Below are 24,807 nucleotides of genomic sequence, written 5' to 3' on the forward strand. Positions count from 1 at the left end.
TTTAAAATAAGTACTATCAAAATAAACAATATTAAAACAAAAAAGGTTGAGCAAGTATGATGATTAATAATTAAAACAGCACTTAAACCACTTTATTTCTTATGATAAATTTTCCATACATCGTTATTTGCAAGCGGGTTGCTATAGGCATCATTACGACGCTTGCGCGGGGTTTGCCGGCTATCAACAATTTTAAAATCAGGCAAAGCATGGACAATCAGTCCGGTACGATAAAAACGGATACGTTCAGGCTCTAACATCTCACCTTTATGGTCACGGCAAAACACATAAGCACGCAGATCAATAAACTCACGGTGCGCCACCAATCGTGCCTCATCATCGCTATCAAATACTGCCGCCATGCGCTCAATTTCTTGCGGCGTGTAGTCACCACATTTATCCGTTAATGCACCAACTGAACCGAAGCTTTTGGACTCTTTGGCACGGGTTTTGGTCAGATGCAGACGCTGCACATGATAGATAAATTGTGGTATCTCTAAGCTGGCGGGTAAGGGCAGGTTATCAGGCGGCAGGTAAGCAGCTGGGTAAAACGCCATAGCGCGTTCAATTAAATTTTGCCAACGTTGCTGATAGGCTTGGACTTCGGATAAATTACCTTCATAGATAGGCATATCACGGATTTGACGCAAAATATCAGGTGGAAATTGCTCATCTCGGAAGCCAGCAATATCCTTTTGCAGCGTTGATAGCAAAATTTTAGCGTGTTTTTTACCCTCTTTTGTGAGTGGGTCGTCAATATAACTGGGTGCTACAAAGGCAGCTGAGCGTCTAGACATGGCAGATCTTCATCGTGTAAATAGAGAGTTTCATCAAATAAATGGAGATAAGTTAAACCAGTATATATAAGTTATAGAGTGAGCAATAGATAATCTGCACTCTCATTATTTTTAATATCCTAACACAAGGCTATGAATTAGCAGGGATTAGTTTATTGATAGTTCTTGAACCCATCGTCTACATATTATGCATGTCTCATTTTGATATGCGCCTTTATGTTCTACAGCAGGGGTTAAATGAGTAACTTCTATAAAAATGTAATGAAAAGGTTATATTAAGAGCTTGACAGCATTGATAGTCAGCAGTGGTTAAGGAGATTTGCGTGTATAAAAATAAAGATAAAAAAATAAGAACGAATTATAAAGGGCATTAGCTCATTGTATTTGTACTGAGTAAAGTGATATTAAATTTATTAAGCACTGGACTATTGCTCTTATTTGGATATTGGCTATTTTTTACCTCCAATATGGGTTCTGCTTATTTACCCAACGTTAGAGATGGGCGTTTGATATGAGTATTCGATTTACTTTAATAGCTATCGCTATCGCTACGCTGGTCTGGCTGCTAACGCCTATTTAGTTTTTATGGTCGAGCACACGTTATATTCACTCTAGCTATCAGACACATAAACGCAGTCCTCTAGCGGATACATCGAATAGTGCCTCTTAAGTTTTCCCTCGTCACTTTAATTTACCTTAATGCGAATGACCAATATGACCACCGCTATCCTTAACGGGGCGCGCTGATATATCACAGACTAACGCATCACTATGCGCTTTGGTTTGCGGATGTTCAGCACTTTCAACTTGAATAGTGGCATGACTGATGCCTAAATCTTGCAAGCGCTGCTCAAGCTCTGAAATTAATATACTCGATTCATAGATGTTCATATCACCGTCAACGACCACATGACACGAGAGCGCATGCAGTCCACTGGTAATACTCCAAACATGTAGGTCATGCACTTTTTGTACTTGGGTGTGGTCAATCAAACCCTGCTCGATAATCTCTAAAGACAAGCCTTTGGGCGTGCCTTCCATCAAGATATGTACCGAGTCGCGCACCACGCGATAACCACTAAATAATATTAATATGGCAACGATGACCGAGGCTGCAGCATCCGCCCATAGCCAACCAAAAGCTATCATTAATAACGCGGCAATAATGGCGGCAACCGAACCCATCAAGTCACTGAGTACATGCAAATAAGCGCTTTGCATATTGAGGTTAGCTGGTTTTTCATTCTTGGACGCTTTAGAAGTGTCAGCAGCAGTAGCAGAAGTCGCGCCATGATCGTGCACATGACCATCACCATCATTGCTACTACGATGCATGAGCCACGCCACTAAAATATTGACCAACATGCCGATAGTGGCAACAATGAGCATGCCTTGAGTCGCAATATCGGGCGGCGAGTTAAAGCGTTTAATAGCTTCATAAAAAATCATCAGCGCGATAATAACTAACGTCGCGCCATTGACCCCAGCGACTAGAATCTCAAAGCGTTTATAGCCAAAGGTTTTTTCACGGGAGGCTGCTTTTTCACCGATTTTAAAGGCCATCAGTGTGGCACCAAGTGCTACCGCATCGCTGAGCATATGACCAGCATCTGATAATAGTGCCAAGCTGCCCGTCAGCCAGCCGCCAATGGCCTCGATAAACATATAACCGGTAATGATGATAAAACTAAACAACAAGGTGCGCTGATAACCTTTGGTGTTTTGCGTGGCACTGCCTTTGTTATCGTCAATCATAGCAACGTGGTCGTGGTTATTATTTATATCGTCGTGTTGATGGCCATCGTTATGTTCGTGTTCGTGGTTGCTAGAGGAGAGGTAACTGTCTGAGTGTTTGTCATTGCTAGGTTCATGATGTGGATGTTTGGGGCTCATAATGACACTCAGAATAATGAAAATTGGGTTTATCTAGGAAGAAAGTTGTTATAAAAATATAGTAAATTTAGCATATCTGAGTGTTATAAGCTTTAGTGAAGCCGTAAAAATAAATATAGACAGATAAGTTTTAGTGACTCAAATTTAATGACTAGGTTTTAGCGATTGGTGCAAACAACTGATGCTACCAACCGACAGGGTCAATATCTAGGGTTAGCTTTAAATATTTAGCGCTTGGTAATGCAAGCACCGGCTGCCACCATTGATTCAAAATATGATGTAGTTGGTTGCGGTCTTTGGCCAATAGTAGCAGCTGAGAATGGTAGCGACTGTTCTTCTTACTCATAGGTGCATCGATAGGGCCAAGCACCGCAAGATTATGCGCTGCTGGCAAGCTTACAATCGCATCTTTTAAGGCTTGGGTGGTCGCGAGTAAGGTTTTACCTTCACAGCGTATCAAGGCGGCGTGGCTATAAGGCGGTAGCCCCATCATTTTACGCTCTTGTAATAATTCGCGCGCAAAGGGTAGGTAGCCATCTTTGACCAGTTTAAGGAGCAAGGCGTTGTCCGGTTGCAAGGTTTGAATCAAAACTCTGCCTTGTTTATTACCACGTCCGGCGCGCCCTGCCACTTGAATCATCAGCTGTGCCGTGTGTTCTGGAGAGCGAAAATCTGCTGATAAAAAGCCGCGATCGGCATTCGGCAAACAAACCAAGGTGACATTGGGAAAATGATGACCTTTGGCCACCATTTGGGTGCCGACTAATATTGCGGGCTTGCCCTGGTTAATCTGTTCGTAAATTTTCTCCCAGCTGTCTTTTCGGCGGGTGGTATCACGATCAATCTGAATGATAGGATATAAGTCTTTACTGGTTTGCGGATTGGCAAAAATAGCATGTAGGTTCTCGCTTAGCCGTGTGGTGCCCATACCTTTGGCATCTAAGTTTTGGCTGCGGCAATCTGGACAGGCAGCAGGAATATAGGCTTGCCAATCGCAATGATGACATTTTAAATAGGAGTTATGATTAGCCTGATTGCTATAATGGACAGTTAAATGGGCATCACAGCGTGGACAATCCGCCTGCCAACCGCAAGCTTCGCAGAGCAAAACGGGTGCATAGCCACGCCGATTGAGGAATATTAATACTTGATCACCCGCCTCTAAAGTCTGGCGAATTGCACCAATCAGAATGTCGGTCAGACCAGTATCGTAGCGTGCGCCATCATCTTGCGCTTGCTGATGGGTGCTTTGCTGGCGCGCATCGATGAGCTGCATGGTGGCAAGCTTGGCACTGCCGGCACGGGTTCGCAATTGGCACTCGACCAGTTTACCATCATCGACCAGCTTTAGATGTTCGAGAGTAGGCGTTGCCGTACCGAGTACCACCGGAATATTGTATTGCAAGCCTCGGTATAGCGCCACATCAGCAGCATGATAGCGCAAAGTATCTTGCTGTTTATAAGAGGCATCATGCGCCTCATCAACCACAATTAGCCCCAGATTAGCAAACGGATTGAGCACTGCTGAGCGCGTACCGATGATGATTTGTGCATGACCGGTACGGCAGTCTTGCCAGCCTTGTAGTCGGTGGGTATTGCTCATACCAGAATGCAGCAATACAATTTGCGCGGCAAAGCGACTGGCAAAGCGTGCGCGGGTCTGCGGGGTCAGTCCAATCTCAGGTACTAAAATGAGTACCTGTTTACCCGCTTCTAATACTGCTTGCATCGTTTGTAGATATACTTCGGTTTTACCACTACCTGTAATGCCATTTAATAAAAATCCGCTGTATTTACCAGCATTATGTGCGGTGAGAATAGCGTCGACTGCAAGCTGCTGCTCTGCATTTAAATCAAGCGGCATTTTGGCAAGGCTGACTGGCTTCGGGGCAGATTTGGGTTCGATATAGCGCTCAATCAGTCCCTTTTCTTCTAGCGTCTTTAGGAATGGCCGCTGCATACCTTCTAGTAGTAATACATCTTCACTCGCGCCGCGCGCGCCATGCAGTTTAAGCATATCGAACTGCTGTTTTTGCTTGTTAGCATTAGTATGAAAGTCGTTATCACTGACATTTGGCAAAATGCGCCAATGAGTGATAAGCAAATCCAGCGGTCGCCCTTGCCGAATAAACGTAGGTAACATCACTGCCAGTACATCACCCAGTGGGTAATGATAATAACGCGCCATCCACGACGCTAGTGCCAACATATTTTCATTGAGAATAGGCGCATCATCCAAGCAATGATTGATAGGTTTTAGCTTATTACTGGGCACACTGCTGGTTGCTTGCGCAATATGGGCGACGGTGATACCGATTAAGGTTTGCCTGCCAAAGGATACTTCCACGCGGCTGCCGATAGCAGGTAAAGCATTGTCTTCCATCGGTACGCTATAATCAAACACCCGATAAAGGGGGACAGGTAGAGCCACTTGTACCAACATAAAGCGTGCGCCTCGCAACCTTTCATGGATAAATTAACGATTAATAATGATAAGTTAAATTAAAAAATTAAGCCCAAACAGTTCTCGTTTAAGAACAGATATTTGGGCTTAATGTTGATTTATTCAATAGTTTTGGGGGTAACGGTTATTTTGCAGTAACCCTATTCTATATATAAAATTGACTCGATTTCGACCGAACCACCTTTTGGCAAAGCTGCTACCTGTACCACAGCGCGGGCAGGATATGGCTTGCTTAAGTTGGCAACGAATAGCTCATTTAAGGCCGCAAAGTCATTTAAATCAGTTAGTGACACATTAAATTTGACCACGTCATCAAGGGTGGCGCCTGCTGCTTCACAAATGGCTTTGATATTCTCAAATACTTGCTTTGATTGGGTTGCAAAGTCTGGAGCTATCTCCATCGTTTCAGGGTCAAAACCCAGCTGTCCTGAGATATAGACCGTATTGCCTACTTTAACGGCTTGTGAATAGCTGCCAACAGCGGCAGGGGCTTTATCGGTTTGAATCGTTTGACGGCTCATTATATGTCCTTGTTGTGTTCGCAGTGGATTAATATACTAAATTTTTAGTAAGTAAAGTTAGCATCTTTTTAGTCAATATTTCAAACTATTCATTATTTTTATTAAAGTTCTTTGGTAACCAGGCTATAGCTGATATAGCCGCATAATATTAGGATACCCGAGTAAGGAGCGCAACTCGCGGATACCCTGGGCTAAATGAATACGGCTACGTACGATAATATGGACAATAGTGTCACTACTACGTACATCGACGGTTTCGACACCGATGTTCAATTGACGTAAGTGATAAATCACTTCGCTGATTTGCTCATCGCTCAGCGCAATGGATAGTTTTAAATAAGCAGGAAAGCGGATTTTTTCGTCGTATTCGCCATTTTCTGTACGCCTAAGTGCTTTATCATCGCGCCAGCGCAACTGAATGACCTGATACGGGTTGTCTTTACGAATATCATCGAGTGAGAAACATTTGTGTCGATGAACAACCAGTCCATGTCGTGATAAGTGCCCAACAATAGGGTCGCCATAAATCGGGTGGCAGCAGTTGGCAAAGTCCAGCTCAACGCCTGCAGCGTTAGCAACCAACTGCTGCGGCTGGGTAGGTTCATGGCTGTGTTCTTCGGCATGTAATCTGGTTACCTCGTCACTAAATAAACGCGAAACCACCAATTGTGGCAATAAAGTACCGGAGCTAATTTGCTCAAACAAAGCATTTTTTTCACTTAATCCGCGCCATTCAATGAGATTATCCCAGTCACTAGTGCTCAGATCTTCAAGACTTTTTTGATAGGTTTTTAAGGCACGATCTAACGCTTGCTGACCATGGCGCTGCTTGTCTGGTGCAGATAAATCTTTAAACCAACGTAGGATTTCCTCACGTGCCTTATTAGTCACCACGAAGCCGAGCCATTCTGCTTTAGGTTCAGAATTATTACCAACTTCAATCTCGACCAACTCGCCATTTTTGACGACGGTACCCAGTTTGGCCTTCTTGCCATCAACGTTTGCGCCTACAGCAACATTACCTACCATTGGGCCAACCGCATAGGCAAAGTCTAGCGCTGTCGCTCCTTGCGGTAACTCATAAGCGCGACCTTGCGGACTGTAGCAGAGGATTTTACTGGAATGTAGATAATCCATTAACTCATTAATCGTAGAGATGGTACCCATAAAATCAGGGCTATTACTATCTAAAGAGTCTTCATCAATTAACTCTTTCATATTGCGTAATGACGCTTGAATGACCGATTGGCTCACATCAGAGGCATGCTCGGCGCCAATCACCCCAAGCCTTGCCGCTTGTTGCATTTGCGTTGTCAAAATCGTCACTTTAACAAAATCATTATCTCGCTCATAAATAAGCGTTAATGATTGATTGCCGCCCGGTAATGGTCTGCGAATATTATCACTAATATGACTGTCATCAATCTGATATTTTTTAATTAAATAGTAAGCCAGCTTGTCACAAGCCTCGATATTATCAAGTACAATCTCAAAAGCATAATGGCGTAGTAACGCATTAACTTCACCACGATTTCGGAAAAACTGCCGATAGATAACCACGCGATTATCCAGAACTTTTACATGTCCGCTGCCAAGTCCCAAATTATTCAAAACAATCGTCAAATAACGATGAATGGCTTCTCTTTGAAAATTACGCCCAAGGCCGTGTTGTAGCAGTTTATCAGACAATTTATTATACATATCAGAATCAAGGTTACGGTAACACAGCACCTCAATATAGTCGGCAATGTCATTAAGCCCCATTAGGCGTGCAAATGGGACGTAAAAATCTAGCGTTTCTTGAGCCGTAGAACGCTGCTTCTCAGGGCGTACAGCATCGAGGGTAGACATATTATGCAGGCGGTCGGCAAGCTTAATGATTAAAACTCGGGGATCATCAAGGGTTGCGGTCAGAATTTTATGAAAGGTCGCTGCTTTATTTTGCTGTTTATTGTGACTGGAGGATTTTAGTTTGGTCACCCCATCCACTAAACGCGCGACCACTTCGCCATAACGCTGTGCGAGTTGGTCATCGCTGACCTCAGTATCCTCTACCGTATCATGCAAAATAGCGGCAATAATCGTATCACGATCTAAACGAAAGCCCGCTAATATTTCAGCGACCGCAATCGGATGCGTAATATACGGCTCCCCAGATTTACGTTTATCTTTGATATGGGCAATATCACCGAACTCACAAGCATCAATAATATCAAGACGCTCAGCGGCGTTCAGATAGCCGACTGAGCGTAGTAAATTATATTGAGCTTCATCAACCATATGATGACTGAGTTTGGGCAAGGTTTGGCTCATGGAGTGACTGTCCTGTTGTTTTTGCTGGGCGACTTAGCTGAACGGTAAGGTTATGGCGATAAGGGTATTGAGAAACAAAACGGTTAAAGCAATTTTGTAAAAGAGCGAAGATATGGCAGAGTTGCTGATTGTTATAATTACTAAACCACCCTCTAATTAATCGTAAATTGCACTAAATGTCAACTACTAAGCACAAAGTCCTTATGAAAACTAAAAAATACTTCAAATGACTATGAATTTCTTAATAGAAAAATTAAAGTTGCAATCCGTATAAACGGCAAAAACCACAGCATAATACTGTGGTTTTCAATTAAGTTTTCTGTCTGCTTTTTTGCCTAAATTACAGTTGTGTAAGCTAAGAACTGTTAAGCCTTTGCTATCCTATCGATGCTTAGAAACCATGATCACCTGATAACGCTAAATCTAATGAGCTGGTCGCAAAATGATGCTCCGGCTGATTTAGGATATCACGGGTAATTTTGCCAGCAGCAATCTCACGTAATGCCAGTACGGTAGGTTTGTCATTATCGACATCAACCATTGGCTCTGCAATACCTTTAGCCAACTGACGGGCGCGCTTACTGGCAACCAATACCAGCTCAAAGCGATTATCCACATTATCTAAACAATCTTCAATCGTCACGCGTGCCATAGTTAGCTACCTCGGTTATTTTTATCAGTGCCGGATAAGGTCCGTCTACTGATAATAGTATAAAAATATAGGGAATAACCGTCTATTATAGCATTTTTTGCTTAGGCGCGTAGTTGCTTTTTTACTTAATACATTAGCGGTTAATATCACTCAGAGTTAATCAGTTGTTAGGTTACTGAGTAAGGTAGTAATCGTGCTCTGATAACGGCGCTGCTGCCGTACTAAAGTCTGTCTGTCAGCTACAATAATAGCTTTTAGCTCCGTGAGTGCGACTTCAAAATTATCATTAAACACCACGTAATCTGCATGCACATATTGTGACATCTCATGGACTGAACCGGACAGTCGCTGTTCAATAACAGCGGTGCTATCGGTGGCGCGTGTTGATAGACGCTGGCGCAAGGTGGCAATGCTGGGCGGTAAAATAAAAATCATCGTGGCGTCAGTAAATATCTTTTTGACTTGCAGCGCACCTTGCCAATCTATCTCTAAGATGACATCGACACCTGATTCCAATTGAGTGCGCACGCTTTGTTCAGCGGTACCATAATAATTACCAAACACCTCAGCATGCTCCAAAAATTGACACTCATTAATAGCGCTGATGAAGGCTTCTACCTCAGTGAAATGGTAATCGTGGCCTTCGATTTCACCAGGGCGCGGTTTGCGGGTAGTATGCGAGATACTTACGGTCAAGTCATTGGTGGTAGCCAGTAACTGCTTGACCAGTGAGGTCTTGCCAGTACCAGAGGCGGCAGTGATAATAAACAATGAACCTGTCATAAAAGTGTCCTAATAGGATAAGAAAGCTAAAAATGGTAAAGTGTAAATGACAAAAAGTATAAATAAGTAAAAATGGTTTTAATAATAGCGGTTTTAAAATATCAATTTTACGCCCAAAATCTCGATAAGACTGGGGCGGTGGTATTTTAAAAGGTTATAAAATCAAATTATGATAAAGTAGGGTATTCCTTTATCCTAGCTTTCTAAATTGAAAGTTTTTTAAATGTAAAGTTTTCTGAATCTAAATTATCCAATGATAGGTCGTTTTATGCAAATTTATCTTGCCAATCCACGTGGGTTTTGTGCGGGTGTGGACCGCGCGATTGCGATTGTTAATCAAGCGTTGACCCGTTTCGAGCCACCCATTTATGTGCGTCATGAAGTGGTACACAACAAGTTTGTAGTATCCGACTTGGCCAATCGTGGGGCAGTATTCGTCGAAGAGCTGAATGAAGTACCTGATGGCTCGATCGTTATTTTCTCAGCGCATGGGGTCTCAAAAGCGGTCGAAGATGAAGCCAAACGCCGCGATCTCACCGTATTTGATGCCACTTGTCCGCTCGTTACTAAAGTACATATGGAAGTCGCAAAATTTGCTAAAGAAGGCATGGATGCCGTGCTTATTGGGCATGCTGGTCATCCTGAAGTGGAAGGTACGATGGGGCGTTTTAGTCATCGTTACGGTGGCAATATCCATTTAGTGGAAAATGAGAGTGACGCTGCCGCTTTAACGGTACAAGATCCTGAACGCTTGGCTTTTGTCACCCAAACCACGTTATCAATGGATGACACGGCTCGCGTTATCGATGCGCTACGTGATAAATTCCCCAGTATTCAAGGGCCGCGTAAAGACGATATTTGTTACGCGACCCAAAACCGTCAAGATGCGGTCAAAGACTTGGCCGGACGTTGTGAGGTGGTGTTGGTTGTAGGCTCACCAAACTCATCAAACTCTAACCGCTTGCGTGAGCTGGCAGAGCGCATGGATTGTCAGGCTTATTTGATTGATAACGCGAGTGAGATGGATAAAAGCTGGTTCGATGGCGTACAAAATGTCGGAGTAACCGCTGGCGCGTCAGCACCTGAAATCTTGATTCAGGAAGTATTACAGCAATTGCAAGATTGGGGTGGTCAGATACCGAATGAGCTGGCTGGTATCGAAGAAAACGTCTTTTTTAGTTTGCCAAAAGAGTTGCGTATTCCTGTGGCACAAGTCAGCAATTAGCAACAATCAGCAACAATTTGATATATTGTGATTACTTCATCTTCAAGAATTAAGCGGCATTAATAAAGGCTTGTTTTAAAAATATAGTAAAGAATTTAAGGATTAGCATGACTGCTTATTACCATTTTATTCATCGGGAACAGCAAGCCGATGGCAGCAGTGTTGCGCACTATCAGCCTACCGAGCACACTCAAGGAACGTGGAATCAGCTTGACCAACATATGGCCTCGGCAACTGGCTTGCTAACTCGTGAGCTGAATGTTTTTAGTGCGCAAGCTGATATGCGTATTGCCCGTATTAGCCTTGATATTTTAGGCCGGATACCTTTAGCGGAATCTACTATTACTACTCGCTTTATCCGCTCAGGCAAAACCATTGAGCTGATAGAATCTGTATTAAGCAATGGTGGACGTGATTGTATTATTGCGCGTGCTTGGCGCTTGATGACACAAGATACTAGTATCATTGCAGGGCTTGAAGACCAAAGTGCCGCCTACCAGCCTGAACAATTGCCAGAGTGGATGCAGATGCATGAATGGCCGGGTGGTTATATCAAAACCTTGCGCTTAGTTTCAGAGCCAAACCGTCGACCCGGCAAAGGCAGGGTGTGGATAACTAATGATACTGAGATGGTTGCAGGCGAGCCAACCGATGATTTAGTGCACTTAATGGGTATGGTAGATACTGCAAATGGCGTGGTGCCGCGCTTAGGTTTAGGGTTGTCCGATGCTGAGTGGATGTTTCCTAATACTGACTTACAGATCCATATGTACCGTTCGCCACAAGGACGTTGGTTGGGCATTGATGCGGTACAACAATTTGGTGCTGACGGCATCGGTGTGACCAGTAGTGTACTGCATGATATTCATGGACCATTTGGGCGAAGCGAACAGATTCTAACTATTCGTCCAATGCCGGGTTAGTTCTATCGTTATCAATTATAATTGCTGCACATACAAACTAAGAACGATAATAAAGATCACTTAAAGTAGTAGGGGCGCTTGAATTTTTTTTCAGCGCCCCTATCTGTATAAACAGTCTAGCGGAATTTAAGGTTGAACTGGATATTTATCCTTATCAGCAACCTCAGCTTAAAATTAACTATTTTATAATAAATTTTGCAAAATAAATTAAAGGAGTTTTTCATGAGTGAACAAACCCAAGGTAATAGTAAAAGTGTTGATGAACAAAACGTTGACACTAAAAGTGCTGATAATCAAAGCAATGATAATCAAAAACCTGCACTCAAAAAACATACGTTTGAAGCAGAAGTTGCGCAATTATTGCATTTAGTGACCCATTCGCTATATTCTAATTCTGATATCTTTGTCCGTGAGTTGGTCTCAAATGCCTCTGACGCTTGTGACAAATTGCGTTTTGAAGCGACCAATGATGACAGTCTTTATGAGGATGATGGCGAATTACGCATTCGTATTGCGGTTGACGAAGACGCTAAAACCATCACCTTTATCGATAACGGTATTGGCATGAATGAGGCTGACGCGATTGAGAACTTAGGCACGATTGCCAAGTCAGGTACCAAAGCTTTCTTAGACAAATTGTCTGAATCACAAAAACAAGATGGTCAGTTAATCGGTCAGTTCGGTGTTGGTTTTTATTCAGGTTTTATCGTCTCCGATACCATTAGCGTTGAAACGCGCAAAGCGGGCGATACTGCTGATAAAGGCGTGCGCTGGGTCTCTGATGGCACTGGCGTCTTTACCGTTGAGCCTATTACTAAAGCTGAGCGCGGCACGTCCATTACTTTACATCTTAAAGAGCAATACTCTGAAGGCGAAGACAGCTATTTAGACCGCGGTAAAATCAAGCAGTTAGTGAATAAGTACTCTGACCATATCAGCTTACCGATTCAGATGCGTAAAGAGATTTGGCAAGAAGATATTGCTGATGGCGAAGACGACTCAGATGAAAATGCCGCTCCGACTGGTGGTGAGATGGTATTGACTGACGAGTGGGAAACCATTAATAAAGCCAGTGCGTTATGGACACGTTCAGCATCTGAGATTGAAGATGACGAATATGTCGATTTTTATAAAAACATCACTTATGATATGGACGCCCCACTTACGTGGACGCATAACCGTGTTGAAGGCCGCGTACAGTATACCCAGCTGCTTTATATTCCTAAAAAAGCACCAGTAGACTTATATACGCGTGAGCAGCAGCATGGTTTGAAGCTGTACGTTAAGCGGGTCTTTATTATGGATGACGCTGAGCAGTTGCTACCGATGTACCTGCGGTTTGTTAAAGGAGTCATTGATTCAGCTGATTTACCATTGAACGTCAGCCGCGAGATTTTACAAGAGTCGCGTGACGTAAAGTCGATTCGTGATGGTAACGCTCGTCGTATTTTAACGTTGCTGGCAAGCCTTGCTAATAGTGAAGACAGCGATAAGCAAGCCAAATTCGCTGAGTTTTACGCAGAATTTGGTGATGTTATCAAAGAAGGTGTTGGCGAGGACATGGGCAATCAAGAACGTATTGCCAAGTTATTGCGTTACGCGACCAGCACCCAAGATGGCGAAACCACCAGCTTTGAAGATTACAAAGCGCGCATGAAAGATGGTCAAAAAGCCATCTACTATTTGACCACTGATAATATTGCTGCTGCCAAAAATAGCCCACAATTAGAGCTGTTTAAGAAAAAAGGTATCGAAGTTATCCTGATGACCAGCCGTGTTGATGAGTGGGCGATGAACTTCTTGACCGCATTCGATGAGACGCCACTACAAAATATCGCTAAAGGTGCCGTTGATTTAGGCGACTTGCAAGACGAAGCTGAAAAGGCCGAAGCTGAAAAGGCCGAAGAAACGCTCAAGCCTGTCGTTGATAAATTAAAAGTAGCATTGGGCGAGCGCGCTAAAGACGTAAAAGTGTCTACGCGTTTAGTAGATAGTCCAGCTTGTTTAGTGGTTGGCGAAGGTGAGTTATCACCGCAAATGATTCAGATGCTCAAACAAATGGGGCAAGAAGTACCAGAGAGCAAACCCACGCTTGAGGTTAACCCTGACCATCCCTTAATTAAAAAGTTAGAGACCAGTGAGCATTTCGATGACTTGGCACAAGTGATTTTTGATCAGGCATTATTAGCTGACGGTGGCCAGTTAGAAGATCCAGCAGCTTATCTTAAACGTGTTAATGAGCTGTTGATGCGCTAGTCAGTAGAGATAAGTCAGACTGTTTTGTAGAAATGGTTATACGTAAAAAGAGGTCTTATAGTAAGACCTCTTTTTTTATGGGTTTTTTATATTTCGCTTTACAAATTAGCCTTATCGTCTTAACTCACAATCCGTTACAATCGCGATAGATTGGCAGGATAAACTGGTCAACTGTGTAATCTTTATCTGATTATATCTTCATTTCTCTTGGCTGGATAGAGGTCTACGTCTTTGTCACTCTCGTCGCTCAAAACCATCTCTCTTCAGCGCTTTTCGCTTAATTTCGCTGCTAATATTATTGCATCTTTGTGGATGCTAGTCGGGTCAACGCGCGCGTTTTCTTGGGTTAAGCCCACTTTCATACAGTTTACTGTTTTCGCGTCGTTGGCGCTCGGTAGTAACGTTTTATTTTCATGGCTAGCTGCTGAAAATGGTAGTGTCTTTAATGAGCAAGGATTGGTCAGCTATCTGATTTGGCCAACTATTATTTTATTGGGCGGCATTATTTTAGCCCGACGCGCTGGCAATCAAAGCCTAGTTTTTGTACCTGTAGTTCTATGGTTAGTAGCCGATACGTTGTCAGCGCTGCTGCAAAGTTTCGTGCAGTTTTTGGGCAGTCATGGCTGGCTACCGGACTGGAGTTATTCGTTCTTACCAATCCTGTTTTTGCTACTGTTTTTATGGCAAACTTTGGCACTGCTATGGATTTTTGCCCGACGCCAGCGTACTCCTTGGTGGGAACGTATCCTTGTATTGGTAGGCGCAGTGGCGCTACTGACCATTTGGCAAAATAACGTCGCTGACCAGCCTATATTTAAACAAATACCTGTTCAGCCTATATTAGAAGAGGCGGCACTTTATGAGCAGCCGCGTTTATTACAGCAAGCGCTAGATAGTATTAACCCGAGCATAGCGGGCAAAAGTGACTGGTATTTTATGGGAGTAGCAGGCTACGCTGAACAAAACGTTTTTCGCTCGGAGATTAATAAAGTTCGCGAATTGTTCGATGTCCGTTTTGGCACCAAGGGCAACTCGCTAACACTGATTAACAATACCTATAGCTGGCTTGATGAGCCAGTAGCGACTAAGACCAGTATTTTGCAAGGGCTCAAGCGTATCGGCCAGCAGATGAATGCTGATGAGGATGTGTTGCTGCTGACATTATCATCGCATGGTGACCAAGATATTTTACAGTTAGAGAATCCACCGCTTGAGATGGATAACTTAGATCCGGCATGGCTACGTGAAGCACTTGATGCTTCAGGTATCCGCTGGCGGGTAATTATTGTATCCGCTTGTTATTCCGGCTCATTCATTGATGAATTGGAATCGCCAACCACTGTCGTGATTACAGCGTCAGCTGCGAATAAGATGTCGTTTGGCTGTACCAACACTGCTGAGATGACGTATTTCGGTCAAGCCTTCTTTGCTGAGAGCTTGCGTGAAAACACCAGCTTTGCAGCAGCGTTTAAAGATGCCAGTTTGCGAGTTAGTGAGCGCGAAGGATTTATGGGCTTTGAGCCCTCAGAACCACAAATGGTGATTGGTAGTCTTATGGAGACGGCATTACCGGCCTTTGAGCAAGTGCTGTTCGATAAGGCACGGCCAGTAGTGGCAAATATTAACCCCAACAATGTTAATAGTTCTAATAATGTGAATCAGGCGACGATTAATATTGTGCCTGATAGCATATCTGAATCAGTGCCTAATACAGCACAAGCCAGTGAGCGCTAGTTAATTTAGTTAATTAAAATGGTTTTAACAAAGACACCCACAAAGGCTACGTTGTAGCTGCTAGGAATTTGTATACTAGTCACTGGCTAGCAGCTATTCACAGAAAACAATAAAAATAAGCGCTACTGTCATAGGTTCTAGCGCTTATTTTTATTGTTTTCTGTGAATAGCTTTTACTTTGTTTTTTTTACCATCAGGTTATTAAATAAGACCAACAAATACTGATTCTATATAGCCAATACCAATTTTTAAAATACACAAAAGATAAGATAAAGAGGATGTCTAATATGAGTGATTATTATAGCTTCAATTTACCAGCCAGCTCGAAGTTAACGTCTGTCAGTGTTAATCGTTGCTTTGATGGCGAGCAGCATTACTATAGTCACCAATCAACGGCGACTAAAACGCCGATGACTTTTAGTATTTATCTACCTGATGAGGCAATGGCAGGAAATCGCTGCCCTGCGGTATTGTATTTATCAGGTCTCACTTGTAATGCAGATAACGTTACTCATAAAGCACATTTCCAACAAAGATGTAGCGAGCTTGGCATGATATTTATTGCGCCAGATAGCTCGCCTCGCAGTTCATCCAGTAGCGATGCTGATGGCGCTACTGACGTACCCAATGACGAACGCTATTTTGTTGGTCAAGGTGCCAGCTATTATGTCGACGCTACCCGCGAGCCGTGGGCTGACAATTTTAATATGCAAAGTTATATTGTCGATGAGTTATACGACTTGCTACGTGCTGAATTCGCTATTAGTAGTATTGGGGTCATGGGTCATTCTATGGGTGGACACGGCGCGTTGTTACTAGGCTTTAAGTTCCCTAGTAAGTTTGTTAGCATCTCAGCCTTATCACCAGTATGTGCCGCTAGTGAGTCAGCATGGGGACAAGCTGCTTTTACTGAATATTTTGGTGAAGATAAAGCTGTCTGGAAAGAGTTCGATGCATCTCATACCGTGGCAACAGTTGGCCAGCAGTATTCTAGTATCTTAGTGGATCAAGGCGCAGCCGATGAGTTCTTAGCAGACGGACAGCTACAAACGCCTAAGCTTCAGCAAGCTTGCGAAAAAGCAAAACAGCCCTTAACGCTACGTTATCAAGCAGGTCATGACCACAGTTATTACTTTATTCAAACGTTTATCAATGATCATCTCGAGCATCACTGGCGTATGGCGCAGCTAAGCTAAATGGGGATTGGTCCATACCAATACGATGTTATTACATATAGAAAATAAGCAGTAGACAACAAAACATATAAACACGCAAAAGGTAAGTTTTATGGCAAGTTTTCAAGCATTATCAAAGCATGATGGTTCAGATATAAAGCAGCAAAACTCCCAGTCATCACTTGCTCTTATGCAGGCTGATATAGAGCAGGCAATGGCAGGTAAGCAGCAAGCAAAACGTCAAGGCCATACTGTTGATTTAGATACTCTTAAGTCAAGTAAGCTGCTGTCAAAAGTAACGGATGTGGCAGATAATAAACGACTTGATACCGTGCAAACGTCACGAGTGATAGAGATGGCATGGGAAGATAGAACGCCGTTTGCAGCGATAGAATACAGCTATGGTCTTACTGAAGCAGATGTCATCATATTGATGCGCCAGGAGCTAAAGGCGTCTTCTTTTCGATTGTGGCGTCAGCGAGTAACGGGTCGTATGACCAAGCACCAAGCAAAACGTCCGTTTTTAGTAGGCCGTGCTTATTGTGCCACCCAATATAAACCGCGCTAGTGCTTTTTTCTATTCCCATTAATATTTTAAGCAAACATTAACTAGGTAGCTTCCTATGATTTGTCCGTCTCAGCCTTATCTAATCGCCCCTTCTATCTTATCTGCTGACTTTGCTCGGTTGGGTGAGGAAGTGGATAATGTTCTAAAAGCGGGGGCCGATGTGATTCATTTTGATGTGATGGACAATCATTATGTGCCGAACCTCACTTTTGGTAGTATGATTTGTAAGGCTCTGCGTGATTATGGCGTTGATGCACCGGTTGATGTCCATCTAATGGTGTCGCCTGTTGACGGTATGATTGAGCAGTTTTTGGAAGCAGGGGCCAGCATCATTACTTTTCATCCAGAAGCCAGCGGCCACGTTGATCGCTCATTACAACTGATTAAAGATGGCGGCGCAAAGTGTGGTTTGGTGCTCAATCCTGCAACTTCCTTACATCATTTAGATTATGTGATGGACAAAGTGGATCAAATACTGTTGATGAGTGTCAATCCAGGTTTTGGTGGTCAGTCATTTATTGAAAGCACCTTAGATAAAGTACGCGATGTGCGTAAATTGATTGACGCCAGTGGGCGTGATATTCGCTTAGAAGTGGATGGTGGTATCAAAGCCAATAATATTCGTGCTATCGCTGAAGCCGGTGCTGATATGTTCGTTGCAGGCTCTGCCATCTTTAACGAGCCAGACTACCGTGCAGCTATTGATGCCATGCGCCAAGAACTGTCACTAGTAAATAGCGTCATCAGTAAGTAATTATTGAGAAAGTCTATTTCATATATACTATATTAAACCGTTGGTTTGTGAAGATATGGCCTCATTAAAGTAGAGATGCACAGTAAGATTATTAGTTCGCAACCTAATTGCAGGTATAACAGAGGTGAGTTATGGATACGCAAAACACGTTTAGTCCGACAGCGCCCAATCAAGTACAGAAGAATATTCAACCGCACGAAAAGCGTAGCTTAGTACCCAAAGGCATTACTATTGGTTTGGCAATATTTGCTTTAATATTAAGCCTTGCCGGTTACGCCTTTCGCATTCTCGCTGGTGAAGAGGTGGGCGTCGTGCTGCGTCATGCAGCTGTATTAGTGCCTGCCTTTGTGATTGGTATTCCGTTACTGTTTTGGCTGGGTTCGCGGGTCTTTAATAAGCTTAACGGCATGCATATCGAGGGTTGGAATGCCATCAGTCTTGGTTATCTCACAGCCTGTATCTCGATGCTGTGGCTGATGGGTGGCTACAGCTAATTAGAATGGGTTTTTTGAATATCTTTACCGGCTCGTTACTTTCTTAAGCTTGAATATGTGTTTTTTAATAAAGTCATGCGTGATGCTGACTGGAATTTTACATGCAAATCATACCGACCAGAATTGCTAATATTATTTATCCCAAAGACTTGCCGCATGGTCTATTTACCAGCTTAATTATCGGCTGTCTTTTATTAGGCTTGGCATCTTTACGTCACGGTACTGACTTACAAGGGTGGCTAAACGTTATTGAGAATTGGCTGTTAATGCTGCTTATCTTACCTACTGCGACCGCTGCTGTAGCATTGCCATTCAAGTATCGTGATCCAACTTTAGAGCTTAAACTGGTATATTATTTAGGCATGTTTGTTGCTTTCTTATTTACTGTAGCAAAACTACGTTATTGGCGTTAGCTTGTAGCCTTATCTCATACTTCTGAGAGTGACTCATTTATAAGACTTGTGTGACAGCCCTTGAATTCTAAGGTTAAAGCGTCCATTGTAATAGTATTATATATTTACCCCTTCTGCCATGAGATGATAAGTCTTGTAGGATTACTAGACGGGATAATGAGGAAAACGCCAAATGCCATACGATATTGATAACGAGATAGAAGTAGACAATGACAGTACGGACCAGTTCGCTGGATTCGCTAAAGAGACCACGCTTGAGCTGGTTGAAGCCGATGATGGTAAGCTATTATTACGTGATGCTGAGAACGATGATGAACCGCTGATGACCATTGATTTTTCTGATAAGCTCAAAGATCTACTCGGTAGTGATACCCAGTCGATTGGTCAGCATATGATTCATGCCGCTATTCAAGTCATCATGAAAAAGCAGATGAGCAAGTGGCACGCGCATGTTTATGATAAAGAGCCAACCCACTATAGTTAAAGTAAGTAAAGAGTGAGGCTAAGAAATTACCGTCATATATAACTATAAGAAATAATAGACAATAAGAAAAGGGCTTATCAATCGATAGGCCCTTTTCTTATTGTCAAGAAATAGCTATTTTTTAATAGCGATTATTTGATTTTTGCTTCTTTAAAGATTACGTGTTGGCGAATTTTCGGATCAAACTTTTTGATCTCCATTTTGCCAGGCATCGTACGCTTGTTTTTGGTAGTGGTATAGTAATACCCAGTACCAGCGGTTGATACCAACTTAATTTTATCTCTCATGATAGCTTTCCTTTAAATGATGGCATGCAAGCGCGTGGCTTAAACTTTTTGACCTTGTGCGCGCAAATCTGCTAACACTTTATCAATACCTAGTTTGTCAATGATGCGCATACCTTTAGTAGAGATACGTAGGCGCACAAAACGGTTTTCAGACTCTACCCAAAAACGATGACGTTGAAGGTTTGGTAGAAAGCGACGACGGGTTTTGTTGTTTGCGTGCGAAACATTATTACCCACCATAGGGCGCTTTCCAGTCACTTGGCAAACTCTAGACATGGCGAACTCCTAATCTATGAGGTATGAGGGTTTCTCATACCAGTCTGGGCAAGTTGCGCGCATTTGCGGCATGGACACAGCAAGCGGCACCGTTGCACCAAACAAAACTATATGAAGGTTGAGCTGATATTTCTGTCATCTAAAGGCTAATAACAGAGCCACCAATTCAGAAAATTTTAAAGCCGACATTTATACCACAAATTTTACCAATATTCAAATTTTTTGTAGCAAAAGTCGTCATAAAAGCTGCCCATTATACCCTGAATCCACCTTGCTATGTAGCTCATTACTCAAGGTAAAGCGATAATTTTCAGTTGTAAGTTACAACAAAAGTCAGTAAAGTTGCTGTTAGAAATTCTATACAAACTGTTACTGCATCTATTACTGTCATAAACTTACTTATCGCTCCTGTTATTTCTCAAATAGGGTAGCGATTCTTTGCTCTTTTACCCATATAAATTCTCGTTGCTGCGGAGTCCGAAAACATGTCATATAGCCCACACCCTTTTACTTTCAAGCTATTTCAGTTAACAGCGCTGACGTTAGCTTTAACGTTAGCCGGCTGCGGCGGTGATTCGGTAGATGTCATTACCCCAGCACCTGGTGGTAATGGGGGACAACCGGGTACGGGAGGTGGCAATAATAATGGAAACGGAAATAACCCAGGCATGCCAATAAGTGCGGTTAATATAACCCCTATAGCTTTAACCGATACCAACGGGAATTTGACTCGTATCATTACATCAGCAGGGGTCAGCGCAAAAGTAACCGTTACCGATAATAAGAGAGAACCAATTGGTAATGCTTTAGTGACTTTTGAAGGTGACGGGGTAAAGTTTGGAACCAGTAATGGTGCTGTATTGACCAACGAGAAAGGGGAGGCAGTCATATCTGTTAAACCTTTGGACAATACAAATACAGGTAGCTATCAGTTAAGAGCCACTACCAGTTATAACAACTTGACCGCTACCACGGACAGTTACAACTTTTCTTTACAGTCCATCCAAGTGGTATTGGCTGATGTGGTTTTATCTTCTAGTAGTTTAGAATCTGGCGGCAATACAAACATCACGTTAAAAACTAAAGACTCTACTAACAATATTTTCCAAAACGATGTCACGGTAAATTTTGATACAAGCTGTGGGACTTTTGATAACAAAAGTATGGTCTCAAGCAATCAAGGTGATATCACGACAACCTATAAAGCCATAGATAACAATGGGAATTTATGTGAGGGCAACCAAACCATCACTGCGACTCCTGCAAACAATCCTGCAAACAAACGCACCTTAACGGTCAATATTGCTAGTGTAGAAGCTAACTCGATAATATATAGCACTATGGATAAGGTCCAACTGGGTAGCAGTACGAGTGGCTCATCCATCTCGAGCAAGATAGAGTTCATAGTCTATGCAAACGGTAGGCCTGCCGCCAATCAAGCGGTTGAGATCAGTAAGACGTATGCACCTGCTGATTTTAGCTTTGTAAAGTTAAACAATAGACCTACCGAGACCGTCATCAGCAACTCGCAAGGTAGAGTAGTGGTTAATTTATATCCTGGCGCATTACCTGGACCGGTAGAGATAAAAGCAGCTTTAAGATCAAATCCTAATATATTTGCGTTATCGAAAGATGTCTCTGTTGCAACAGGACGGGCAGTACAGAACGGTTTTAGTGTTTCTGTGACCAAAAACGTGCTGGCTATTGGCACAGATGGTGATACGTCAACTTTTACTGCAGCGTTAGTTGATAGAGTCGGCAACCCTGTACCTGATGGTACGGTAGTCAGTTTTATTAGCGAAGGGGGTAGAGTCACGCCAAACTGTTCAACTAAAGCAGGCGCTTGTAGCGTTGAATTCAGTACACAAAATCCACGCCCAGTAGATAGTCGCGTTACTGTTATTGCTTATGTAGAGGGAGAGAAACAATATATCGATGTGAATGCAGACAACAAGTATACCGCTGGTATCGACATATTAACCAGCAATATTGGTGACTTCTTCCGCGATGATAATGAAAACAATCGATATGATCAAAATTTAGGTGAGTTTGTCTATAGAAGAGGTGCCTCAGGTGCTACGTGTGCTCCTTCATCATTCAATCAGCCTAATATCCCAGGTACTTGTGACAATGGTCTAGCGGCTACGTTACGGTTTCAGTTCGTGTTAGGTCTAGCTTCAGATACTCCTGTATTTACAGGTTTACCTACTACTCTTATTGCTAATTCAGCCAATAACTTAAATATGCCTAAAATGATTAACTTTAAGATGTTTGGCAATTCAGAACAAACCGTTTCCATGCCATCGGGTACCACCATTAGTATTGCTACCGAAGGAGCAGGAGAGTGTAAAGCTGAGTTTACCAATGGGAATCTGACTGTTCCTAAAGTTGTTAATTTAGGTAATAACACAGTCAGTACTAGCAATGTTAGTTATGGGTTCAGTTATACAGGCTGTCAAAAAAACGACAAAATCAAAATAACTGTTAATTCGCCAGCTCCAGATGCTACGACAACAACTAAAACCCTGTTTGTACAGTAGGAATAGAGTTTTTTAGAAAAACCCTCAATGTTATGTTGAGGGTTTTTGTGTTATTAACTTAAATGCTTATGAGTAATTCTCACTTTTAGCAGTAACGCCGCAGACAATACAGTAAAAAGACCCCGTCAAAACGGAGTCTTTTTATTTTTAATTCTATATTTTAATACTCAATTGGTGTGCGTTAAGTACTGCTACTTACACAGCACTTATTATAGCAACCACACCGATGCTAGCAATGGCTACGCCGCTTATTCTCAAAGCTATGGTTTGCCATTTAGTTGCCACTACGTAACCAGCAGTATGTAAGGCTATTGTGGCTAGCGTAAAGCCTATAACATAGCTAACCGCGCCTTTTCCAGCTGGTAACTCAATACCGTGCGCATTGCCGTGTAGCGTCCCGAACAGTGCACAGCATACCGTCAGTACCCATAGAGAGCTGGTACGTCCAAGTGCTAACAAACCACCTAACACCACTAGTGAGAGCAGAATCCCACTCTCTACTGCCGGAATAGCTAAGCCGTTCATACCAAATAGAGCGCCAATTAGCATAAAGCCAACGAATGCTAATGGCAGTTGCCATGCAGGTTTGTTACGTCCCATTACCGCGAGCATACCAACGGCAACCATAGCCAACAGATGGTCCCAGCCTAATAAAGGATGCAACATGCCTGAAAGCATGCCAGAGGTGTCATGACCAGGGTGCGCAAATGCGACTGATGGCAATAGGCCGAAGGAGGCGAGTAGTAGAGCGTGGCGTATTTTATGTGTGTTCATAAGGTTCCTAACTGTAGATAATAGGGCAACGATGGGTATGTGTTGATAAAAGGGCAGCTTATTGAGCACTGGTTGCTACTGAAAAATCAGCTGGTAAGGGCGCAAGCATACCTTCATGCTGAATAAATTTAATAATCTCGAGTACACCATCACCGCGTTCTAAGTTTGCAAATACAAAGGGACGTTCGCCACGCATGAGCTTGGCATCGCGTGCCATCACCTCAAGTGAGGCATTAACCATTGGCGCTAAGTCTGTTTTATTAATAATTAATAAGTCAGACTTGGTAATACCGGGACCGCCTTTACGAGGAATTTTATCACCGGCACACACATCAATCACATACAGGGTGAGGTCAGATAGCTCAGGGCTAAAGGTAGCGGATAAATTATCACCGCCACTTTCTACCAACACTAATTCTAAATTCGGATGACGCTCTTGTAGGGTATCAATAGCAGCCAAATTCATTGAAGCATCTTCGCGAATCGCGGTATGCGGGCAGCCACCGGTTTCAACGCCCATAATACGATCTTCGGTCAACGCCTGATGACGCAATAAAAACTCAGCATCTTCTTTGGTATAAATGTCATTGGTCACTACTACCAGATCATAATGACCACGTAACGCTAAACACAACTGACGCAATAAGGCTGTTTTACCGGATCCAACAGGACCGCCAACACCGACTCGTAAACATTGAGTGGTCATAATTAGCTCCAAAATAAATGAGTGTTAAGGGGTTTGGTTATAAAACAATGCGTTTGACAACCAAGAAATCGTTTTATAAATGAACTAGCTGCGAAACAAACGCGAATATTGCGTTTCATGAATGCAGCTGGCGTGTACTTGCCCTGGTAAACTCCAGCCAAGTTGCTCATCTTCGAGCTGTTGCGCCACGAAAAAATGTGCCAATAGCGCAGGTTTGAGGGCAATGAGTAACCGCTGGGCGGAGGTTTGTCCTAACGGAATGGTTTTGCTGGCTACCGTGAGTTGGTTTTCAAGCCAGCTCCATAAATAACCCAACGCTGCCCATGAAGGGTTCAGTCCCCAATGCTCAGCAGCAAGACTATAGACTGCCATAAAGGCAGGTTCAATAGGCAATGATGAGACATCTAATGCTTGACCTTTAAGCAACCGTACCAATGCCAGCGCTTGTTGTTCATCTTCAAATAGTAGCTCGTAGCTTTCACGGTTGGCGCGTAAAAAGTCACTCCAATATTGCAATTGCTGTTTATCGTTTTGAGCTCTAGCGCTACATAGTCGCAGCAACACTGGAATGTCCAAATGTGCCATACCCTGTAACATACCCTCGAGCCAGCTTTGCAAATCCGCTTCAGTATTTACCCAACCAAGCTCGATTGCCGACTCCAAGCCGCTAGAGTAGGCAAAAGCACCGATTGGTAGAGCAGGACTCGAGAGATGTAACAATGCTAATAATTGATTGGCATCATCGTCTATCGCTGTGTCCACAGTCGCACTCATA

Annotated in this window: 23 protein-coding genes; 11 read left to right on the forward strand and 12 right to left on the reverse strand. The window is 43.0% G+C overall.

Annotation, left to right across the window (positions count from 1 at the left end):
• Nucleotides 1-92: 92 nt before the first annotated feature.
• The 7 genes from ES754_RS10070 to gmk all read right to left on the reverse strand — a co-directional run bounded on the left by ES754_RS10070 (nt 93) and on the right by gmk (nt 9,423).
• Nucleotides 93-797, reverse strand: a complete 705-nt coding sequence (locus tag ES754_RS10070; RefSeq protein WP_147224060.1) for a hypothetical protein — start codon at nt 795-797, stop codon at nt 93-95.
• Between the two features lie 696 nt (nt 798-1,493).
• Complete coding sequence (locus ES754_RS10075; protein ID WP_147224061.1) at nt 1,494-2,690, reverse strand: cation diffusion facilitator family transporter; 1,197 nt, start codon at nt 2,688-2,690, stop codon at nt 1,494-1,496.
• 184 nt (nt 2,691-2,874) lie between these two features.
• Entirely contained in the window at nt 2,875-5,133 is a 2,259-nt protein-coding gene (locus ES754_RS10080) for a primosomal protein N' (RefSeq protein ID WP_147224062.1), read from the reverse strand.
• Between the two features lie 161 nt (nt 5,134-5,294).
• Nucleotides 5,295-5,675 (reverse strand): Rid family detoxifying hydrolase, encoded by a 381-nt coding sequence (locus tag ES754_RS10085; protein ID WP_147224063.1) that lies wholly within the window; start codon nt 5,673-5,675, stop codon nt 5,295-5,297.
• Between the two features lie 123 nt (nt 5,676-5,798).
• Entirely contained in the window at nt 5,799-7,988 is a 2,190-nt protein-coding gene (locus tag ES754_RS10090; RefSeq protein ID WP_147224064.1) for a RelA/SpoT family protein, read from the reverse strand.
• Nucleotides 7,989-8,379: 391 nt separating this feature from the next.
• Nucleotides 8,380-8,640, reverse strand: a complete 261-nt coding sequence (rpoZ, locus tag ES754_RS10095) for a DNA-directed RNA polymerase subunit omega (protein ID WP_062533720.1) — start codon at nt 8,638-8,640, stop codon at nt 8,380-8,382.
• Between the two features lie 156 nt (nt 8,641-8,796).
• Nucleotides 8,797-9,423 carry a guanylate kinase gene (gmk, locus tag ES754_RS10100; RefSeq protein ID WP_147224065.1) on the reverse strand — a complete coding sequence of 209 codons (627 nt, stop codon included), beginning with the start codon at nt 9,421-9,423 and terminating at the stop codon, nt 8,797-8,799.
• A gap of 268 nt (nt 9,424-9,691) precedes the next feature.
• On the opposite strand from gmk, the gene ispH reads away from it, so the two are divergent.
• The 10 genes from ispH to ES754_RS10150 all read left to right on the forward strand — a co-directional run bounded on the left by ispH (nt 9,692) and on the right by ES754_RS10150 (nt 19,449).
• The gene (ispH, locus tag ES754_RS10105; protein WP_147224066.1) at nt 9,692-10,648 is read left to right on the forward strand and encodes a 4-hydroxy-3-methylbut-2-enyl diphosphate reductase; all 957 of its coding nucleotides are present in this window, start codon (nt 9,692-9,694) and stop codon (nt 10,646-10,648) included.
• Between the two features lie 107 nt (nt 10,649-10,755).
• Complete coding sequence (locus ES754_RS10110) at nt 10,756-11,571, forward strand: thioesterase family protein (protein ID WP_147224067.1); 816 nt, start codon at nt 10,756-10,758, stop codon at nt 11,569-11,571.
• A gap of 222 nt (nt 11,572-11,793) precedes the next feature.
• Nucleotides 11,794-13,827: a molecular chaperone HtpG gene (gene htpG, locus ES754_RS10115; RefSeq protein ID WP_147224068.1), complete on the forward strand. Its 2,034-nt coding sequence runs from the start codon at nt 11,794-11,796 to the stop codon at nt 13,825-13,827.
• Between the two features lie 231 nt (nt 13,828-14,058).
• A complete protein-coding gene (locus ES754_RS10120; RefSeq protein ID WP_147224069.1) occupies nt 14,059-15,561 on the forward strand; it encodes a C13 family peptidase in 1,503 nt (500 codons plus the stop codon).
• Between the two features lie 287 nt (nt 15,562-15,848).
• Nucleotides 15,849-16,757: an S-formylglutathione hydrolase gene (gene fghA / locus ES754_RS10125; protein WP_147224070.1), complete on the forward strand. Its 909-nt coding sequence runs from the start codon at nt 15,849-15,851 to the stop codon at nt 16,755-16,757.
• A gap of 283 nt (nt 16,758-17,040) precedes the next feature.
• Nucleotides 17,041-17,304, forward strand: coding sequence for a TIGR03643 family protein (locus ES754_RS12375; protein WP_276528570.1), 264 nt, complete (start codon nt 17,041-17,043; stop codon nt 17,302-17,304).
• 55 nt (nt 17,305-17,359) lie between these two features.
• Nucleotides 17,360-18,058, forward strand: a complete 699-nt coding sequence (gene rpe / locus ES754_RS10135; RefSeq protein ID WP_147224072.1) for a ribulose-phosphate 3-epimerase — start codon at nt 17,360-17,362, stop codon at nt 18,056-18,058.
• Between the two features lie 131 nt (nt 18,059-18,189).
• Nucleotides 18,190-18,552 carry a hypothetical protein gene (locus tag ES754_RS10140; protein WP_201538800.1) on the forward strand — a complete coding sequence of 121 codons (363 nt, stop codon included), beginning with the start codon at nt 18,190-18,192 and terminating at the stop codon, nt 18,550-18,552.
• Between the two features lie 101 nt (nt 18,553-18,653).
• A complete protein-coding gene (locus ES754_RS10145; RefSeq protein WP_147224073.1) occupies nt 18,654-18,965 on the forward strand; it encodes a hypothetical protein in 312 nt (103 codons plus the stop codon).
• Nucleotides 18,966-19,137: 172 nt separating this feature from the next.
• Entirely contained in the window at nt 19,138-19,449 is a 312-nt protein-coding gene (locus tag ES754_RS10150) for a hypothetical protein (RefSeq protein WP_147224074.1), read from the forward strand.
• 131 nt (nt 19,450-19,580) lie between these two features.
• Here the strand turns inward: ES754_RS10150 and rpmG are convergent, their stop codons facing one another.
• Nucleotides 19,581-19,736 carry a 50S ribosomal protein L33 gene (rpmG, locus tag ES754_RS10155; protein ID WP_068037488.1) on the reverse strand — a complete coding sequence of 52 codons (156 nt, stop codon included), beginning with the start codon at nt 19,734-19,736 and terminating at the stop codon, nt 19,581-19,583.
• Nucleotides 19,737-19,775: 39 nt separating this feature from the next.
• On the reverse strand, nt 19,776-20,012 hold the full coding sequence (gene rpmB, locus ES754_RS10160; RefSeq protein WP_147224075.1) for a 50S ribosomal protein L28: 237 nt from the start codon (nt 20,010-20,012) through the stop codon (nt 19,776-19,778).
• 485 nt (nt 20,013-20,497) lie between these two features.
• Here rpmB and ES754_RS10165 point away from each other — a divergent pair, with 485 nt between their 5' ends.
• Nucleotides 20,498-22,552, forward strand: coding sequence for a hypothetical protein (locus tag ES754_RS10165; RefSeq protein ID WP_147224076.1), 2,055 nt, complete (start codon nt 20,498-20,500; stop codon nt 22,550-22,552).
• A 195-nt stretch (nt 22,553-22,747) separates the two neighbouring features.
• Here ES754_RS10165 and ES754_RS10170 read toward each other — a convergent pair whose 3' ends face one another.
• From ES754_RS10170 to ES754_RS10180, 3 genes are all read right to left on the reverse strand, one after another.
• Complete coding sequence (locus tag ES754_RS10170) at nt 22,748-23,326, reverse strand: HupE/UreJ family protein (RefSeq protein ID WP_147224077.1); 579 nt, start codon at nt 23,324-23,326, stop codon at nt 22,748-22,750.
• A 58-nt stretch (nt 23,327-23,384) separates the two neighbouring features.
• Nucleotides 23,385-24,032: an urease accessory protein UreG gene (ureG, locus tag ES754_RS10175; protein ID WP_147224078.1), complete on the reverse strand. Its 648-nt coding sequence runs from the start codon at nt 24,030-24,032 to the stop codon at nt 23,385-23,387.
• An 84-nt stretch (nt 24,033-24,116) separates the two neighbouring features.
• Complete coding sequence (locus ES754_RS10180; protein ID WP_147224079.1) at nt 24,117-24,806, reverse strand: urease accessory protein UreF; 690 nt, start codon at nt 24,804-24,806, stop codon at nt 24,117-24,119.
• Between the last annotated feature and the right edge of the window lies 1 nt (nt 24,807).

This window comes from Psychrobacter frigidicola, from assembly GCF_007997305.1.
GTDB lineage: Bacteria > Pseudomonadota > Gammaproteobacteria > Pseudomonadales > Moraxellaceae > Psychrobacter > Psychrobacter frigidicola.

Coding starts and splice junctions, on each gene's coding strand:
- ES754_RS10150 (WP_147224074.1), top strand. CDS start 19,138: ATGCCATACGATATTGATAACGAGATAGAAGTAGACAATGACAGTACG.
- rpoZ (WP_062533720.1), bottom strand. CDS start 8,640: ATGGCACGCGTGACGATTGAAGATTGTTTAGATAATGTGGATAATCGC.
- gmk (WP_147224065.1), bottom strand. CDS start 9,423: ATGACAGGTTCATTGTTTATTATCACTGCCGCCTCTGGTACTGGCAAG.
- rpmG (WP_068037488.1), bottom strand. CDS start 19,736: ATGAGAGATAAAATTAAGTTGGTATCAACCGCTGGTACTGGGTATTAC.
- ES754_RS10165 (WP_147224076.1), top strand. CDS start 20,498: ATGTCATATAGCCCACACCCTTTTACTTTCAAGCTATTTCAGTTAACA.
- rpmB (WP_147224075.1), bottom strand. CDS start 20,012: ATGTCTAGAGTTTGCCAAGTGACTGGAAAGCGCCCTATGGTGGGTAAT.
- ispH (WP_147224066.1), top strand. CDS start 9,692: ATGCAAATTTATCTTGCCAATCCACGTGGGTTTTGTGCGGGTGTGGAC.
- ES754_RS10070 (WP_147224060.1), bottom strand. CDS start 797: ATGTCTAGACGCTCAGCTGCCTTTGTAGCACCCAGTTATATTGACGAC.
- ES754_RS10140 (WP_201538800.1), top strand. CDS start 18,190: ATGGATACGCAAAACACGTTTAGTCCGACAGCGCCCAATCAAGTACAG.
- ES754_RS10085 (WP_147224063.1), bottom strand. CDS start 5,675: ATGAGCCGTCAAACGATTCAAACCGATAAAGCCCCTGCCGCTGTTGGC.
- ES754_RS10075 (WP_147224061.1), bottom strand. CDS start 2,690: ATGAGCCCCAAACATCCACATCATGAACCTAGCAATGACAAACACTCA.
- ES754_RS10145 (WP_147224073.1), top strand. CDS start 18,654: ATGCAAATCATACCGACCAGAATTGCTAATATTATTTATCCCAAAGAC.
- rpe (WP_147224072.1), top strand. CDS start 17,360: ATGATTTGTCCGTCTCAGCCTTATCTAATCGCCCCTTCTATCTTATCT.
- ES754_RS10180 (WP_147224079.1), bottom strand. CDS start 24,806: ATGAGTGCGACTGTGGACACAGCGATAGACGATGATGCCAATCAATTA.
- ES754_RS10090 (WP_147224064.1), bottom strand. CDS start 7,988: ATGAGCCAAACCTTGCCCAAACTCAGTCATCATATGGTTGATGAAGCT.
- htpG (WP_147224068.1), top strand. CDS start 11,794: ATGAGTGAACAAACCCAAGGTAATAGTAAAAGTGTTGATGAACAAAAC.
- fghA (WP_147224070.1), top strand. CDS start 15,849: ATGAGTGATTATTATAGCTTCAATTTACCAGCCAGCTCGAAGTTAACG.
- ES754_RS10170 (WP_147224077.1), bottom strand. CDS start 23,326: ATGAACACACATAAAATACGCCACGCTCTACTACTCGCCTCCTTCGGC.
- ureG (WP_147224078.1), bottom strand. CDS start 24,032: ATGACCACTCAATGTTTACGAGTCGGTGTTGGCGGTCCTGTTGGATCC.
- ES754_RS10080 (WP_147224062.1), bottom strand. CDS start 5,133: ATGTTGGTACAAGTGGCTCTACCTGTCCCCCTTTATCGGGTGTTTGAT.
- ES754_RS10110 (WP_147224067.1), top strand. CDS start 10,756: ATGACTGCTTATTACCATTTTATTCATCGGGAACAGCAAGCCGATGGC.